A 13,978-nucleotide genomic window follows, 5' to 3' on the forward strand; every position below is an offset into this window, starting at 1 on the left:
TCATTCTCTCAATCTCACATTAACCAATGGCCTGCTCCAGATCGGCGATCAAGTCTTCTACGTCTTCAATGCCCACGCTCAGGCGGATAAGTGAGTCAGACAAGCCACCTTTGAGACGCTCAACCTGCGGGATGCTGGCGTGCGTCATGGTAGCGGGGTGTCCGCACAGTGATTCCACTCCGCCCAGTGACTCGGCTAGCGCGAAATAATGCAGTTTCTCCAGCACCTGGATGGCGTCTTCCTGGCGGTCGCCCTTCAGCACGAAGGAAATCATCCCCCCGAAATCACGCATCTGGTCGCGAGCGATCTGGTGATTAGGGTGGTTCTCAAAGCCGGGCCAGAACACTTTCTCCACTTTGGGGTGCTGGCGCAGGTACTCGGCTACGGCTTTCCCGTTCTCGCAGTGGCGCTGCATACGGATGTGCAGGGTCTTGATGCCGCGCAGCACCAGGAAGCAGTCCTGCGGACCAGGCGTGCCGCCGCAAGCATTCTGGAGGAACGCCAGGCGCTCGGCCAGTTCATCGTCCTGAACCACAATGGCACCCATGACCACGTCTGAGTGACCGGCCATATATTTGGTAAGCGAGTGCATGACAATATCGGCGCCCAGGTCCAACGGCGTTTGCAGGTACGGCGTGGAGAAAGTATTGTCCACCACCAGCAGCAGGTTGCGTCTTTTACAAATCTCGGCGGCACCTTTGATGTCAATGATGTTGAGCAGCGGGTTGGTAGGCGTTTCCACCCACACCATCTTGGTGTTCTCGGACACGTACTGCTCAATGGTACTGATGTCGGCCATGGACACGAACTGGAACTTGATGCCGTACTCCTGGAACACCTTGGTGAAGATGCGGTAGGTGCCCCCGTACAGGTCATTGGTGGCGATGACCTCATCGCCGGGCTTCAGCATCTTGATGATACAGTCCGTAGCGGCCATACCCGAGGCGAAGCACAGCCCGTGTTTTCCATTCTCCAGCGCTGCCAGCGAGTTTTGGAGAGCCGTGCGGGTAGGGTTGTGGGTACGGGAATATTCATAACCCTGATGGTCTCCGGGGGAGCGCTGCACGTAGGTCGAGGTCTGGTAAATAGGCGTCATGATGGCGCCGGTGGTAGGATCTGGCGATACGCCAGCGTGTATGGTCTTGGTTCCGAATTTCATAGAGTCTTATACGGTAGTATCGGCGCAAGTTAGAGAAAATGCCTTCAAGTTTCCAAGCCAGGCCCTTGGACAGCCCTCGGCACGTTTTCCCCGTACTTTCCTAAAAATCCCCGATATTCGGACGCTTATGTGGAAGAAACTCCTGAAACAAAATACCGGTACGCTTCTTTATTCTCTTTTGCTGGTGGTGATTCCTGTGGTGGCTAGTTCAGGCTTAGCTCTTTGGCTTTACCACAACCAGGACCTGCTGGAGTCCCTCACCCCGTTGCAACTGATTCTCTACTTTTTGGTGGTTTCCCTCACCATGGCCTTTGCCATCACTCCTACTACCTTCGTGGCCCTTGCCACGGGTTTTCTTTTTGGTTGGGCCGCCTTCCCGGGAGTGGTTATTTCCTATGGAGTGGCCGCTTTGATTGGCTACGGCGTAGCCCGACTCATTGATCACGGAAAGATGACCGCCTTTCTGCACCAATCCCCCAAAGCTGAAGGAGTGATGGACGAATTGCGGGAGCACAGCTGGAGTTTGATTATTTTGACCCGTATCTCTCCTGTCCTGCCTTTTGCCTTCATGACCTTCGTGCTTTCTCTGGTGCAGGTACCCCGTGGTCGTTTCCTGTTGGCCAGCATGGCGGGCATGTTACCCCGTACACTCTTTTTCTTCTGGGTTGGCACTCAGGCACAGGACCTGCTTACCCTCTTAAAAGACCCTAATGCGGGCACCATGGGCAAACTTCTACTGGGCGGCTTGGTCTTGATTTCCTTAGGTGGGCTGTATTTCTTGCTGAACCGTGCAATTAAAAAGGCCTTAAACAGAAGCAGATAGCAACTTTTTAAAGTTTTTTCAGCCAAGGACTTGCGCAGCACCGTAAAAGCTTCTACATTTGCATCACTAAATAACTGGTCACGTAGCTCAACTGGATAGAGCATCTGACTACGAATCAGAAGGTTTGGGGTTCGACTCCCTACGCGACCACCCTGTTATTTAAAACAGCCTGTAAGACAACATCTTACAGGCTGTTTTCTTTTTCTACGTACACTTATTCGTACAACTTTTGATTCCCTGCTGCACTTCATTCCTTAGAGAGCCATGTCTTAGGGTGCGTAATTTTCTGCGCACTTTCATCTTTAAGCAGCATAGGGCTTTGCCCCGGTAACTAGTTTTTTTTGAGTGGGGTTATAGTTCTATGATTGAACGCTTTGGGTGTGACCGGGTGGGTCTGTTTGGGCCAGGCTATACCATTTCAGACAATGATAGGTATGAATCTGGCAGAAATGGCCTGCCTCAGACTTTCACTTCTGGCGCAATCTGCACTTTAATCTACCTCACATCGGGGTGTCATGGCACTGGTCAACCCTCCGCCAAAAATTTTCTCCTTCAGGGAAAGCGGTAGATCCTGGTAGGATGGCAACCGCCCTACTCGGTAACCTAGGCCAAGGATACCATCCTCTTATGTGGTAAGCTTTTACGACTAGTTTATTTACCTTTTATTCTTTTAGATATTTTCAAATAAATTGTAAATTATAAAAAGCATAAATTAAGAGCAGCCGCCGGCTATTCTTTCGGGTAAAAGGCCATATAGCTGCCGCTCCTCCCTTCCCGTTGACTGACATATCGGTAGATACCCTGTAATTTCAGATTTACCCTTTATGTTTCCGTTGGCCCTTCAAGAAAGCCATTCGTCTCCCTCACGACATTGGTTTGTGCCCTGCCTTTCACCTCAAACGAAGCATTTCAAAGGCACTTTTATGAAATCAACCCTGAAACTATCAATTGTTGCCCTGCTGTTGGCGATCCTGCCCTTCGCCTCCTGCACAGAGGATGACGAAGGTACCGGACCGGACACGACCCTTAAAGCAGACGCCGGACCGGACCAGACCATCACGCCGCCGCCGAACAGTGTTGGCCTAAACGGCAGCAACTCCACCAGCCTCGACTCGTATATCGTCGGCTATGAATGGACCAAGGCTTACGGTCCCGACACCTTCCGGATAGCAGACGGGAAATCTGCCTCGGTCTTTGTGGACAGACTTGTCCCGGGCACCTACGGATTTGCCCTTACCGTGCGGGACGCGGCGGGCAGAGTGGATAGCGACACCGTGCAGGTGACTGTGAACCCAGGGTTCATAGATGTCGAATGCGATAGCACCGGCCGCCCTCTGGTCAACGCCCGGCTAGTACCCATAGGGACCCTCTCTGAGGCCAGAGCCATGATGGCGGGAGTAGCGGTCGGCACTAAGGTCCTGTTCGCCGGCGCGGCATGGTCGAATGCAAGCGCCAACGGCCAAGGCTCCTCCCGGGTGGATATCTTTGACGCGGCCACCGGCCGATGGTCGACGGCCCGTCTGAGCCAAGCTCGCTCCGCCATCGCCACCGTGGCCGCTGGGGACAAGGTGTTCTTCGCCGGAGGCAGGTTGCACGGTGGAGGCACCGGCGACTCTGACGTTAATTTCTCCACGGTGGATATCTACGATGCGGCCACAGGTTCCTGGTCGGTGGCCTCGCTGAGCGAGCCGCGGGCGTACGTCGCCGCGGCAGCCCTGGGCGACAAGGTATTTTTCGCGGGCGGAGAGAGAGGCGGGGATTTCCTTCCATCTGCTAGGGTAGACATCTACGACCTGTCCACCGGCCAGTGGTCCGCCGTCTCCCTGAGCGAACCCCGGAGGCTTGTCACCGCCGTGGCGGCAGGAGAGAAGGTGTTTTTTGCGGGTGGGCACAAGGATGACATTTGGGAGCCAACCCTCTCTAACAGGGTGGATGTGTACGACGGTGCCACGGGCACCTGGTCTACGACCTCCCTGAACTATACCTTGGGGCACTTGGCCGGCCTTGCCGTGGGGGATGATGTCTACTGGCTGGCGGGTTGCGCAATGGAGAGGGTAAACGCGAATACGGGGGAAACTTCCTTTGGGCGATTGTTCCAGCCTACTCTCTCAGTGATTTGGTTCATGAATAACCATGCCGTGGTGAAAGACAACAAGCTGCTCTTCTTCCGGGATGCAGGGGAGGATGCCCACCGGTTCGATATATACGACCTGGGGACCCGGACCTGGTCTATCGGGATGCTGCCCCAGGATGCGATCCAATATAAAACAATCGTCGCCGCTGGCAATGAAGTTTACCTGGCGGGGGGCGCTACCCTGGGGGACAATCTACTCTCTCTTTCAAACCAGGTCTGGAGGCTGGAGTTCTGAGGCAGGTGCATCGTGGGCCGTGACTTATGAGTTCAGACAGGGAGGGGTGTGCCCTCAATCGACATGCTTTGGGTCTGAGCGGGTGGGTCTGTTTTGGCAGTGGTACTTCTTTGCGAATCTATATAATTCAAAAACTGCATACACCCCTTTAAAGGGGTATATGCAGTTTTTGAATTGATAAAGGTGAGCGCCCCCGCTGGAGTAAGCTCCAGACCCATTAGCTCATCGGAAGCACTTCGTGGCCTTTTTGTCCTTTTATGAAGTACTTCACTGCTGGTATTTGTTAGAATTGAAGCGAAAATAAGAATGGCAAACTGCACAGGCTAGCTATAAAGAAGGTACTTAAAGCAAGGGTAATTTTTGAAGTGAAAATACATTGCGCAGAAGACTACCAGCATCATCATCCTGAACTCTGAAACATCGCACCTAGGGAACTTCCCTTTACCAACACATTTATTTCAGCATCCACCATTCTGCTGTCTTTGTTTCTCCCGGTATTACTTTCTGCCCCATTATGGGCGTTACTATTTCTATGTTGTTCTTTGAGGCCAGATCAGCCACCATATTGATAGATTCATCCCAGGGATGTAAGGCTAAATCAAAGGTGGAGAAATGGATTGGGAACAAGATTCTGGCATTTACATCCTGGCAAGCTTTGATAACCTGCTCAGGGAAAAGGTGGGTGTTTGGCCATCCATTGTTCCAAGCATCTATCTCCATAAAAGCCAGGTCAAAGGGGCCGTATTTGCTGCCAATCTCCTTGAAATGCTCCCCATAGCCCGTATCACCGCTCCAGTACACGTTCTTCTCTTTCCCCTTGATTACATAGGAAGCCCATAGAGTCTTGTTTCTGTCATTGTAACTTCTTCCTGAGTAATGCACCGTAGGGCAGGCTGTTATTTTCAGTGATCCGTGGGTCACAGATTGGTACCAACCAAGTTCAGTGATTTTGTTTTTCGGAACTCCCCAGCCCTGTAACCTGCCCCCCACAGCCAGCGGTGCGATGAACTGGATGTCCTTATCGGCCAAATACTTTATGGTTTCTGCTTCCAGGTGATCATAGTGGTCATGGGTGATGATGACGGCATCAATGTTAGGGAGTTCTTCCCGAAGCAATGGAGACACACTCATCCTTTTGGCAATCATAGGTAAGGGGCCCGCGTTCCCAAACACCGGATCAATCAGAACACGGTGCCCGTCAAGCTCAATGATAGCTGTGGAATGCCCTAACCAATAGGCCGCATAAGACGAAGGTACTTCCGGAAAACCATTTTTCGTAAGCATACGTTTCGGCAGCTCAGACTTTGGGGCATTGGGAGAGGTTTTGAAAAATCTTGCAAAACCAGAGTTTCCCCCAGTTACCTTTTCGGCGTAATAGACTATCTCTTTGGGGCTAACGAATTCATCTTTCCTAGGTGAATAATAGGGGATTTTGGAATATTCACTTTTGCGCTCATCTTGGGAGTCTACTTTGCCAAGCTGGTTATTTACATAACAACCAGTTACGCCTAAAGCAAGGACCAGTGCCATGGCAAAAAAACTTAAAATGTATTTTCTTTTCATTAAGAGGTTCTTATGCTGTCTGTGCTAGTGGGAAGAAGGAGTCTCCCAAATTGTTTGAACGGCTTTCTGGGTGGAAGCATTGCAATAAGGTTGTAAACTTAAAGATTCACATGGTATTTCAGCCATACTACACTATTTTCCTACAGTTTTACCTCCGTTAACTGCAGATTTGTAGAGGGCTTCTTTGCAGCTATTCGCTTACTTGGAAGTGATCGGCCACGTTATTAGGGGAGAGTATTTTCCAGGTTTCTACAGCTCTTCTTCAATACAAAAGAGCCAAGTTTATTGTAAAACAGCTCCTTTTGTCGCTCTTAGAGATATAAAAGGGCACTAGACTTCAACTAATCTATTCCAGGTAGGTAAGGTTCACCCAGCCGATAATTTAAGCCGGATGAACACAGTTTTTTTCCCAAAACCATAAGTTTATTGGTTGTTTTTGGCAATAGCATGCAGGAACCAGCTACTTTCAACCTTTGTAAAAAACGTGGTCGAAGAAGGATTGCATTTCAGCTGCATACTTCACCCCGTACCTGGCGAAAGTCGCCTTCCTTGCCGCATCCGGTTTCCAGTCGAAAAAGGCATGCCCGGCACCCTCCACCTGGATATATTGCACGGGCTGCCCGGCTGCCTTCAGTACATCCACATACCGCTGCACCATGGCATGGTTTACTATCGGGTCTTCGGTGCCACGTACCATGAAATGCGGAAGGATGCGTTCGCTTACATTGGGCACATGCTTTAAAGGAGAAATAGCGTCCCAATACTTTTGATCGGTTTGCTCCAGTAATCTTTTGAAATCGGACGCATCGGAAGCGCCTTAACTGGGAGCCACGGCTTTGATCGCGCTAGTGATCTCGCTCCTCACCTGGTCCACCGATTTACCCTTCGGCAAGTAGGTGGGCATGTACTGGTATACCCCATTGTTTTCCCCGAAGCCACCTGCGCCGATAAGAGGGCTTAGCGTTGCCGCAGCCTCCGCCAGATGCCCTCCGGCACTGTCACCTGTTACCCCTATGCGGGTGGGATCGCCCCCGTACCGCGCGGCGTGCTCCTGGATATGGGCGATGGCCCCAAAGACATCCTCTATCAGTTTTTGCATGTAGGTGGGCTGGGCTTCCCCGTCCAAGTTGTTTATCCAGCGGTAATCGATGCTGAACACCACATACTTGCCGCCTTTCACCAGTTCGCGGGCCAGTCCGCGCATGATGTCCTCGTTGTTGGAAGACCAGCCGCCCCCGTGTAAGATCACAATGATGGGAAGCTTCTTGGCGCCTTTGGGTGAATAGACATCGTACTTCAGGGGCTTCACCCTGGGCTTTGCATAGATTACGTCTTGAGTTACCTTCACATCCTTCACCAGCGAACGCGGCATAAAGGTTGCCCCGACTACCATGTCCTTGGTGACCGTGATCTTCATTTCAGCCGAAAAACTTTCGTAGTAGGTCGTGCCCCAAATGCCTCCCTTTACCGTGTAATACACTGCATCCATGCTGAACCCGGAGGCCGGCTTGGCTTTGACCCTCAAGACCGTGCCCGCCGGCACTTTGCCGTCTGCCGGAAGCTTGGGAGTGATCTTATAAGAACCATTCTCGGCCGGGACAGGTGTTACCGTGAAAGTTTCTGCGGGCTTTTCCTCACCCTTAGGGAACAATAAGGCGGCCGCGGAATTCGTGCTGAAAACAAATAATATGGCAACCAAGGTGACCATCATGGCCAGCAGCTTGCAGGTTGGTCTATTCATAAACCTAGGTTTCAAGTGTCAGGATTTTACTATCAGGTAATTACGCCTCTCTCTTCTTCAAGGGAGATTTTATTCCAATTCAAACGTGACGGTGACTTCCCTTGAACCCAACGCAGCGGCAAGCCCCTCGGGGTCATTGATGTGCCCTAACCTGCTGTAGCTGTAGGAGGTGGGGAAAGTTTTGTAGAAAAGCACCAGGGTTCTGGAGCCGTACAGCATCAGGTCGCCGCTCTTGATGGTGCCCGGTTTGACCGCGTTGGTCGGTAAGCCGGCAGAGAAATCATAGTACTTCTCGTTGCTGTTCAGGTCGCGCATGTTGATGGTCAGCGGCAACAAGGCTTTGAAGGCGGTTGCGGAAGCATTATCAAACAGGGTGGCCGTGAAAGTATTGGTACCGAATCTTATCTTCATCTTGCTGCCTGTTGGGTTAGGGGTGTCATTCCCGTTCGTATTTCCTGCCTCAGGCTTGGAGCCCCCTGAGGGATCTTCCTCACAGGAGGCAAAGCCTGCGGAAAGGAATAGAAGGGAGAAAATGACAACAAGGGAATATTTCATGGCAATTGTGATTTAAAGACTTCTCCATTTGATGGTTATGCAACATTATTGCCACCAACTGTAGCGTATAGCTTACCATTCATCTGCCTGCTAGGTAATCCTATTCATATACCTGAATGGATGGGTGTATTACTCTTCCCGGATAAGGGACTATCTAACTGACTAATATTCCACCCTCGACTGCTGCAGCGCGTCATAGCGATCACCCACAACTCCTATTTTCTCTATTTTGCCTTCGATCTCCTTAATCTCGGCTGCGGTTAAGACGAAGTCAGCAGCTCGTAAATCTTCCTCCAAATGCGAGAGCTTGGTGGTGCCTGGCAAAGGAACTATAAAAGGGTATTTTGAAAGCATCCAGCTAAGGCATATTTGAGAGGAAGTCATGCCCCTTGTCTTGCTGAACTCATTCAGCGTCTCGACAATCCGGATGTTTGATCTTAATGCCTCCGGTTGAAAGCGCGGCCATGCCCCCCGGATGTCATTTGTTTTTAAATCAGAATATTCGGTTAATGTTCCACCCAACAAACCGCGGCATAGCGGACTATAGGCGACAAACCCTATCTCCAGTTCCTGCAACGTGGAAAAGATGAAATTTTCGGGCAGCCGGGTCATAAAAGAATACTCGCTTTGCACTGCCGTAACAGGGCAGACGGCGTGGGCTTTTCTGATGGTTTCCGCTTTTGCTTCACTAAGGCCAAAGTGCAGAACCTTTCCGGCTTTTATAAGTTCCTTTACGGCACCTGCCACATCCTCAATGGGCACGTTGGGATCAACCCGATGCTGATAGAGCAGGTCAATACGGTCAGTTTTGAGGCGCTTGAGTGATTGGTCCACAACCTTACGGATTTGCTCCGGCCTACTGTTCAAGCCACTTTTACCCTCAATATCGAACCCAAACTTGGTGGAGATGGCAACTTTGTTGCGGATGGGCGCAAGTGCTTCTCCCACTAATTCTTCGTTCACATAGGGCCCATAAACCTCGGCGGTATCGAAAAAGTTGCAGCCCCGTTCCGCAGCATCCCTGATTAATTTGACCATGCTCTTATGGTCGGGGTGGATACCACGGCCGGTGTGCATACCCATGCAGCCCAGCTGAATGGCCGACACTTCAAGCGGGTTCTTCTTTGAGCCTAATGTCTTTTCTTGGTCAGGATGGTACCAAAGCCTTTTTTCTTCTCCATTTCCCGTGAGGCAGTGGCAAAACTGTTGACGGGTCCTGCGGCTAGTGCGCCTATCCCCAGCAAGGTTGCGGCCTTCAGGAAGTTCCTCCGTATTGACGCATCCGGGTTTTTATTACCTGACTGAACGCATTTATTCTTTTCCATCGCTTTTATCTTTTCGTGAAACACGTAAGCTTTACCGATCACCCTATACACGGCACGGCTGATTGATCCTTTTTAAGGAGTCTATTTCGAACTGCCGTATTCTTCATCCGAGACAGGGTGAAACCACTGCACAATGCCTTTCTCCGTGTTCGGGATGATGTACATCTGCTGCATGCCCTTTTTTGGACTAGCCCCGTGCCAATGGGTCACATTAGGCGGGCATTTTACCACATCGCCTTTTTTGAGGATTGCCGTGGCTGGCCCTTTATCTGGTGAAATCCCTCACCGTCGGTGATGATCAGGATCTGACCGGCCGGGTGGGTGTGCCAATTGCTTCTGGCCCCGGGCTCGAAATAGACGTTGCCCACAAGCGTGTTATATACAGAATCATTGGCTACCAGGCCTGTATTCCATGCTTTGCCGGTAAAGTTCTCCGCCGATCCTGCCTCGCCTTTGGGGAAGATGGCTTGAGTTTCACCGTTTTCTGTATTCTTTGGAGCCTGATTATTGCAGCTAACCGTGAAAAGTGCTGCCAAAGCGAAGGCTACTAAAGGCGCTGCTGTCCTAATTCTAAATCTGTTCATATCTTGAGAGTTTGGATTCCAGTGGCCAGCTATGGTATTGGCTTGGCTAAATAGTTCAGTGACTTCTAATCGGCTCAGGCCTACCTATGATACAGGCCTGCTACTGGCTTACAGTTCCTAGGCGGTTGGCCGGAAAAGGATCTCGTTGATGTCAACATCTGCTGGTTGGCTGATGGCAAAGGCAACCAGCCTGGCAAAGGCGTCGGGGGTAACCCCAACCTGTCCTACGTAGCTTTGGTTTGCCTCCTTGATATCTGCTTCGCTGATGTGCTCGAGAAGCTCCGTCTTCACGGCGCCTGGGGAGATGATGGTGGTGCAGATGTTGTAAGGCTTCACCTCTTGGCGTAGCCCCTCAGACAAGGCACGTACGCCAAACTTAGTTGCTGAGTAAACCGCGGAGCCATGGAAAACCAAGTGGCCAGCCACCGAAGAGACATTGATGATATGGCCGGACTTCTGCTCCTTCATGTGGGGAAGCGCTGCAGCGATGCCGTAGAGTACCCCTTTCAGGTTGACATCTATCATTTGGTCCCACTCATCCACATTCAGGCGCTCCAGCGGTGAGAGCGGCATGATGCCTGCGTTATTGAGAACCACATCCACCCGGCCAAACTGCTCCACGGCCGCATCCACTAGGTTTTGTATCTGCTCACGCTTGGTGACGTCTGTGGTTATGGCGATGGCCCTGCCACCATTCCCATTGATTTCCTCCGCTAGTGCTTCAATGCGCTCACCACGCCGGGCCCCTAGTGCCACGGCTGCACCCATTGCGGCAAGGTGACGGGCTGTTTCCTGGCCTAGGCCACTGCTTGCCCCTGTGATGACGATTACTTTTCCTTCGACATTATTCATGACTTTAAACTCGATTTGTATTATCAGTTATTTGGCTAGGTCAAATGTGACCAGCTGTATTTTTGGTTCAGTTTGGTTAATTCGGCTGCAAAGCGCTTCCCGACTGAAAGCTCTTCCTGAAAAAGGATTCCAGCTTGTCGAACGGTATCTTATCTAGCCTGTCGTACAGGTCAACGTGGTCTGCCTGCGGTACAATCACCAACTCCTTCGGTCCCGGTGCCATTTTATAGATATCTTCAGAATAGTAACGGGAGTGGGCATTTTCCCCCGCAATCAGCATAATAGGGCGGGGTGAAATCATCGCAATGTTCGCGGCCATCGGGAAGCTGAAGAAGGACATGGGGGTGGTAGCGGTCCAAGCGGTGGTGGAGTTAATGGACCTGGGGTGGAAACCGCGTTTTGTGCGGTAATAATCGAAAAACGAAGCTAAAACAGGATCTGGATTCTTAGGGAGCGATTCCGGAAGCACCCGGGTACCTTTTACAATGTTGCCGTTTTCGTCAAAAGGGACTTCGTGTAAGCCCAAGGCAGATTTCCCGGTTTCTGCATCGGCCCAACGCTGCTGGCTCAGGTACTCAATTACCTTTTTTCGTTGTTCCGGTGTATAGCTGTCTTTGTGGCTGCGACTCATGCTGCGGGACATATCATACATAGAGGCGGTGGCAACGGCTTTTATACGGCTGTCGCTGGTAGCGGCTGTAAGGGCCATTCCGCTCAAACCACAGATGCCCACTGCACCAATGCGGTTGCGGTCAACGGAGGGTAATAAGCCGATATAGTCCACGGCTGCGCTGAAGTCTTCAGTGAAAATATCAGGCGAGGCCACGTTCCGCACCTCTCCGCCACTTTCGCCGGTGAAGGAAGGGTCGAATGCCAGAGTCACAAAACCTCTGGCCGCCAATTCGTTTGCGTACAGCCCAGAAGATTGCTCCTTCACCGCCCCAAATGGGCCACTCAATATTAAAGCGGGCAGTTTCTGATTGGCGGCACCTTTAGGCGTATACAAATCACCTGTAACGGTGACCCCATAACGGTTCTTAAAGGTTACTTCTTTTCGGGTAACCTTATCGCTTAATAGGAAGGTATACTGGTCTTTAGTATCCACTTTTAACTTGTTTGGATTTATGGGGGTCTGGCTGAATGCTTGCCCGCTGATAAACAGCCCAAGCATAACTATTATGATTTTTCGCATTGCTCTGGCACTTTAAATTGTCTTGATGATTCTGGCAGGGATTCCCCCTACAACAGAATTGTCCGGCACATCCCTGGAAACCACGGCACCAGCCGCTACCACAGAGTTCTCCCCGATGGTTACCCCTGGAAGAATGGTTGCGCCTGCACCAATCCAAGCATTTTCCTTGATGTGAATTGGTTTAGAAACAAGTGATCGCCTGCTGCCGGGAGGAATGGGATGCCCTTCGGTCAACAGGCTTACCTTGGGGGCAATCATTACATTGTCTTCGATTGTTATGCCCCCCAAGTCTAGGAAAGTACAATCAAAGTTGATGAACACGTTTTTACCGATCTGGGTGTTCTTTCCATAATTGATTTGAAAAGGAGGGAAAACAGCTGTGCTGGGATCTACCTCAGAACCGGTTATGCTGCTTAGCAGCTTTCTTATCTTATCAGGGTCTGCTTCCGTGTTCATTTGTATGAGCAGTAGCCGGGTTTCATCACAGGCTTTGCTGATCTTGTAATAATCCGGATCATCAAATGGGATAGCTTCGCCGTTTAGCAACCTTTGAAAAATATCATAGTGTTTTGGCTCCATTTTCCTTCAATTTATGGTACTGCAAATATCGAAAGCCTCGGTGTTCCATTTGTTACACATCTTGCGTATATAGTGTCAAATTTCACGCATAATAAAGCAGACTAGATTAGGATTGAAATGATTGAAGGCAAGGAGGATAGAGTTGTTTTGCTTGAGGCAGTAGGACACGTGCAGTTTCCTGAAGACTATTTACAGCGTTACCAAACGCACATCTTCTGTCACAGGGGAAGTATTAGCTTTGTCTTCAATGATATTCCATATAGATGCAGTGCCGGCGAGTTCGTGTTTTGGTTTGCCGACAGCAAGGTGAGGAACCTGGCGTTTTCCAGAAACTTCAAAGCGACTACTTTATTGGTGGAAAGAGATTTTCTGAACGACAATATTCCAGACCAGAGTTGGAGTATTGATGTGGTGTTGCATTCCAAAGAAAACCCTGTTTTGCACCTGAATGACAAAAACAACAATCAAAGGGTAATTTCAAATTTCAACCTCCTGCACAAAAGGTTTTTAGACCGAGAACACCATTTTTACGAGGAAGCCTTGAAGTTGCAAATGCAGCTGTTTATTCTTGAGATGTGGCACACGTTCGCCAATGAATATGAACACCGCAAGCGAACATTAGAAAGTGGGTCTATTTATGAGCGGTTTATGCTATTGGTGCAGGAGCATTGCATGAGAGAGCGAGAGGTCCAGTTTTACGCTAACCGCCTTCACATCACCGCCAAGCATTTGAATTTTGTTTGTAAACAGAACACGGGGTTTACCGCCTCTGAATGGGTGCATCGTTTTGCAAGGGAAAGGATTATCCTTCTCCTGCAAAACAAGAACCTGAACATTGCTGAGGTTGCCGACGAGATGAACTTCTCAAGCCGGTCGTTTTTTACTAGGTATGTAAAAAAAATGTTGGGAGTCACCCCGAGGGAATATAGGGAACGCTTAGGGTAAAAAAGAGATGTACGCTATAGGGCAATCATGGCTTTTCAGCTTGAATACAACTACAGTGCATGGTACCCCAGTTCCTGGATCATTGACTGGAATCTCTACTACTGTTTTCCATCTCCCTTAAGCACAACTTCCGCACTCAAACTTAGTTGATGGGGAAAAAGAAGACAAGCTATCTCCATAGAATAGATCCTTTTTAATAAGCTAGGGCTTAATAGACTTTACAGAAGGCTATGAAAATTCGAAGTAAATTTTAGTAGCTTATAAATGAATGCTATGTTAACCAAGGATCAA

At 50.1% G+C, this 13,978-nt stretch carries 14 protein-coding genes and 1 tRNA gene; 4 read left to right on the forward strand and 11 right to left on the reverse strand.

Annotated features, from left to right (window positions below; translation table 11 throughout):
- Window positions 1–19: 19 nt before the first annotated feature.
- Window positions 20–1,159: a cystathionine gamma-synthase gene (locus EFB08_RS02285; protein ID WP_123125280.1), complete on the reverse strand. Its 1,140-nt coding sequence runs from the start codon at window positions 1,157–1,159 to the stop codon at window positions 20–22.
- A 127-nt stretch (window positions 1,160–1,286) separates the two neighbouring features.
- Here EFB08_RS02285 and EFB08_RS02290 point away from each other — a divergent pair, with 127 nt between their 5' ends.
- The 3 genes from EFB08_RS02290 (at window position 1,287) to EFB08_RS02300 (ending at window position 4,351) form a co-directional block, all read left to right on the forward strand.
- Window positions 1,287–1,982 (forward strand): TVP38/TMEM64 family protein, encoded by a 696-nt coding sequence (locus tag EFB08_RS02290; protein ID WP_123125281.1) that lies wholly within the window; start codon window positions 1,287–1,289, stop codon window positions 1,980–1,982.
- Between the two features lie 76 nt (window positions 1,983–2,058).
- Window positions 2,059–2,132, forward strand: a tRNA-Arg gene (locus tag EFB08_RS02295).
- Window positions 2,133–2,905: 773 nt separating this feature from the next.
- Entirely contained in the window at window positions 2,906–4,351 is a 1,446-nt protein-coding gene (locus tag EFB08_RS02300) for a Kelch repeat-containing protein (RefSeq protein WP_165864775.1), read from the forward strand.
- Between the two features lie 453 nt (window positions 4,352–4,804).
- Here the strand turns inward: EFB08_RS02300 and EFB08_RS02310 are convergent, their stop codons facing one another.
- The 10 genes from EFB08_RS02310 to EFB08_RS02355 form a co-directional block, all read right to left on the reverse strand.
- Complete coding sequence (locus tag EFB08_RS02310; protein ID WP_227006172.1) at window positions 4,805–5,635, reverse strand: MBL fold metallo-hydrolase; 831 nt, start codon at window positions 5,633–5,635, stop codon at window positions 4,805–4,807.
- A 745-nt stretch (window positions 5,636–6,380) separates the two neighbouring features.
- A complete protein-coding gene (locus tag EFB08_RS02315; RefSeq protein WP_123125285.1) occupies window positions 6,381–6,698 on the reverse strand; it encodes an alpha/beta hydrolase family protein in 318 nt (105 codons plus the stop codon).
- A gap of 33 nt (window positions 6,699–6,731) precedes the next feature.
- Window positions 6,732–7,655, reverse strand: a complete 924-nt coding sequence (locus EFB08_RS02320) for an alpha/beta hydrolase (RefSeq protein ID WP_123125286.1) — start codon at window positions 7,653–7,655, stop codon at window positions 6,732–6,734.
- Between the two features lie 69 nt (window positions 7,656–7,724).
- Window positions 7,725–8,210 carry a cyclophilin-like fold protein gene (locus EFB08_RS02325; protein ID WP_123125287.1) on the reverse strand — a complete coding sequence of 162 codons (486 nt, stop codon included), beginning with the start codon at window positions 8,208–8,210 and terminating at the stop codon, window positions 7,725–7,727.
- A gap of 162 nt (window positions 8,211–8,372) precedes the next feature.
- Window positions 8,373–9,317 (reverse strand): aldo/keto reductase, encoded by a 945-nt coding sequence (locus tag EFB08_RS02330; RefSeq protein WP_227006173.1) that lies wholly within the window; start codon window positions 9,315–9,317, stop codon window positions 8,373–8,375.
- Between the two features lie 23 nt (window positions 9,318–9,340).
- Window positions 9,341–9,535, reverse strand: a complete 195-nt coding sequence (locus EFB08_RS02335) for a twin-arginine translocation signal domain-containing protein (protein ID WP_125077628.1) — start codon at window positions 9,533–9,535, stop codon at window positions 9,341–9,343.
- A gap of 224 nt (window positions 9,536–9,759) precedes the next feature.
- Window positions 9,760–10,119: a cupin domain-containing protein gene (locus tag EFB08_RS02340; protein ID WP_227006174.1), complete on the reverse strand. Its 360-nt coding sequence runs from the start codon at window positions 10,117–10,119 to the stop codon at window positions 9,760–9,762.
- Window positions 10,120–10,236: 117 nt separating this feature from the next.
- A complete protein-coding gene (locus EFB08_RS02345) occupies window positions 10,237–10,971 on the reverse strand; it encodes an SDR family oxidoreductase (protein ID WP_123125289.1) in 735 nt (244 codons plus the stop codon).
- Between the two features lie 76 nt (window positions 10,972–11,047).
- On the reverse strand, window positions 11,048–12,076 hold the full coding sequence (locus EFB08_RS02350; RefSeq protein WP_227006175.1) for an alpha/beta hydrolase: 1,029 nt from the start codon (window positions 12,074–12,076) through the stop codon (window positions 11,048–11,050).
- A gap of 99 nt (window positions 12,077–12,175) precedes the next feature.
- Window positions 12,176–12,742, reverse strand: coding sequence for a sugar O-acetyltransferase (locus tag EFB08_RS02355; RefSeq protein ID WP_123125291.1), 567 nt, complete (start codon window positions 12,740–12,742; stop codon window positions 12,176–12,178).
- Between the two features lie 117 nt (window positions 12,743–12,859).
- Between EFB08_RS02355 and EFB08_RS02360 the strand changes: the two genes are divergently transcribed.
- Window positions 12,860–13,687, forward strand: coding sequence for an AraC family transcriptional regulator (locus tag EFB08_RS02360; RefSeq protein WP_123125292.1), 828 nt, complete (start codon window positions 12,860–12,862; stop codon window positions 13,685–13,687).
- Window positions 13,688–13,978 lie beyond the last annotated feature (291 nt).

Origin of the sequence: Rufibacter latericius (genome assembly GCF_003721515.1) — a bacterium.
Taxonomy (GTDB): Bacteria; Bacteroidota; Bacteroidia; order Cytophagales; family Hymenobacteraceae; genus Nibribacter; species Nibribacter latericius.

Bases quoted from the DNA above. Each gene is read 5' to 3' on its own strand.
- EFB08_RS02285 (WP_123125280.1), bottom strand. From the start codon at position 1,159: ATGAAATTCGGAACCAAGACCATACACGCTGGCGTATCGCCAGATCCT.
- EFB08_RS02290 (WP_123125281.1), top strand. From the start codon at position 1,287: ATGTGGAAGAAACTCCTGAAACAAAATACCGGTACGCTTCTTTATTCT.
- EFB08_RS02300 (WP_165864775.1), top strand. From the start codon at position 2,906: ATGAAATCAACCCTGAAACTATCAATTGTTGCCCTGCTGTTGGCGATC.
- EFB08_RS02310 (WP_227006172.1), bottom strand. From the start codon at position 5,635: ATGCTTACGAAAAATGGTTTTCCGGAAGTACCTTCGTCTTATGCGGCC.
- EFB08_RS02320 (WP_123125286.1), bottom strand. From the start codon at position 7,655: ATGAATAGACCAACCTGCAAGCTGCTGGCCATGATGGTCACCTTGGTT.
- EFB08_RS02325 (WP_123125287.1), bottom strand. From the start codon at position 8,210: ATGAAATATTCCCTTGTTGTCATTTTCTCCCTTCTATTCCTTTCCGCA.
- EFB08_RS02335 (WP_125077628.1), bottom strand. From the start codon at position 9,535: ATGGAAAAGAATAAATGCGTTCAGTCAGGTAATAAAAACCCGGATGCG.
- EFB08_RS02340 (WP_227006174.1), bottom strand. From the start codon at position 10,119: ATGAACAGATTTAGAATTAGGACAGCAGCGCCTTTAGTAGCCTTCGCT.
- EFB08_RS02345 (WP_123125289.1), bottom strand. From the start codon at position 10,971: ATGAATAATGTCGAAGGAAAAGTAATCGTCATCACAGGGGCAAGCAGT.
- EFB08_RS02355 (WP_123125291.1), bottom strand. From the start codon at position 12,742: ATGGAGCCAAAACACTATGATATTTTTCAAAGGTTGCTAAACGGCGAA.
- EFB08_RS02360 (WP_123125292.1), top strand. From the start codon at position 12,860: ATGATTGAAGGCAAGGAGGATAGAGTTGTTTTGCTTGAGGCAGTAGGA.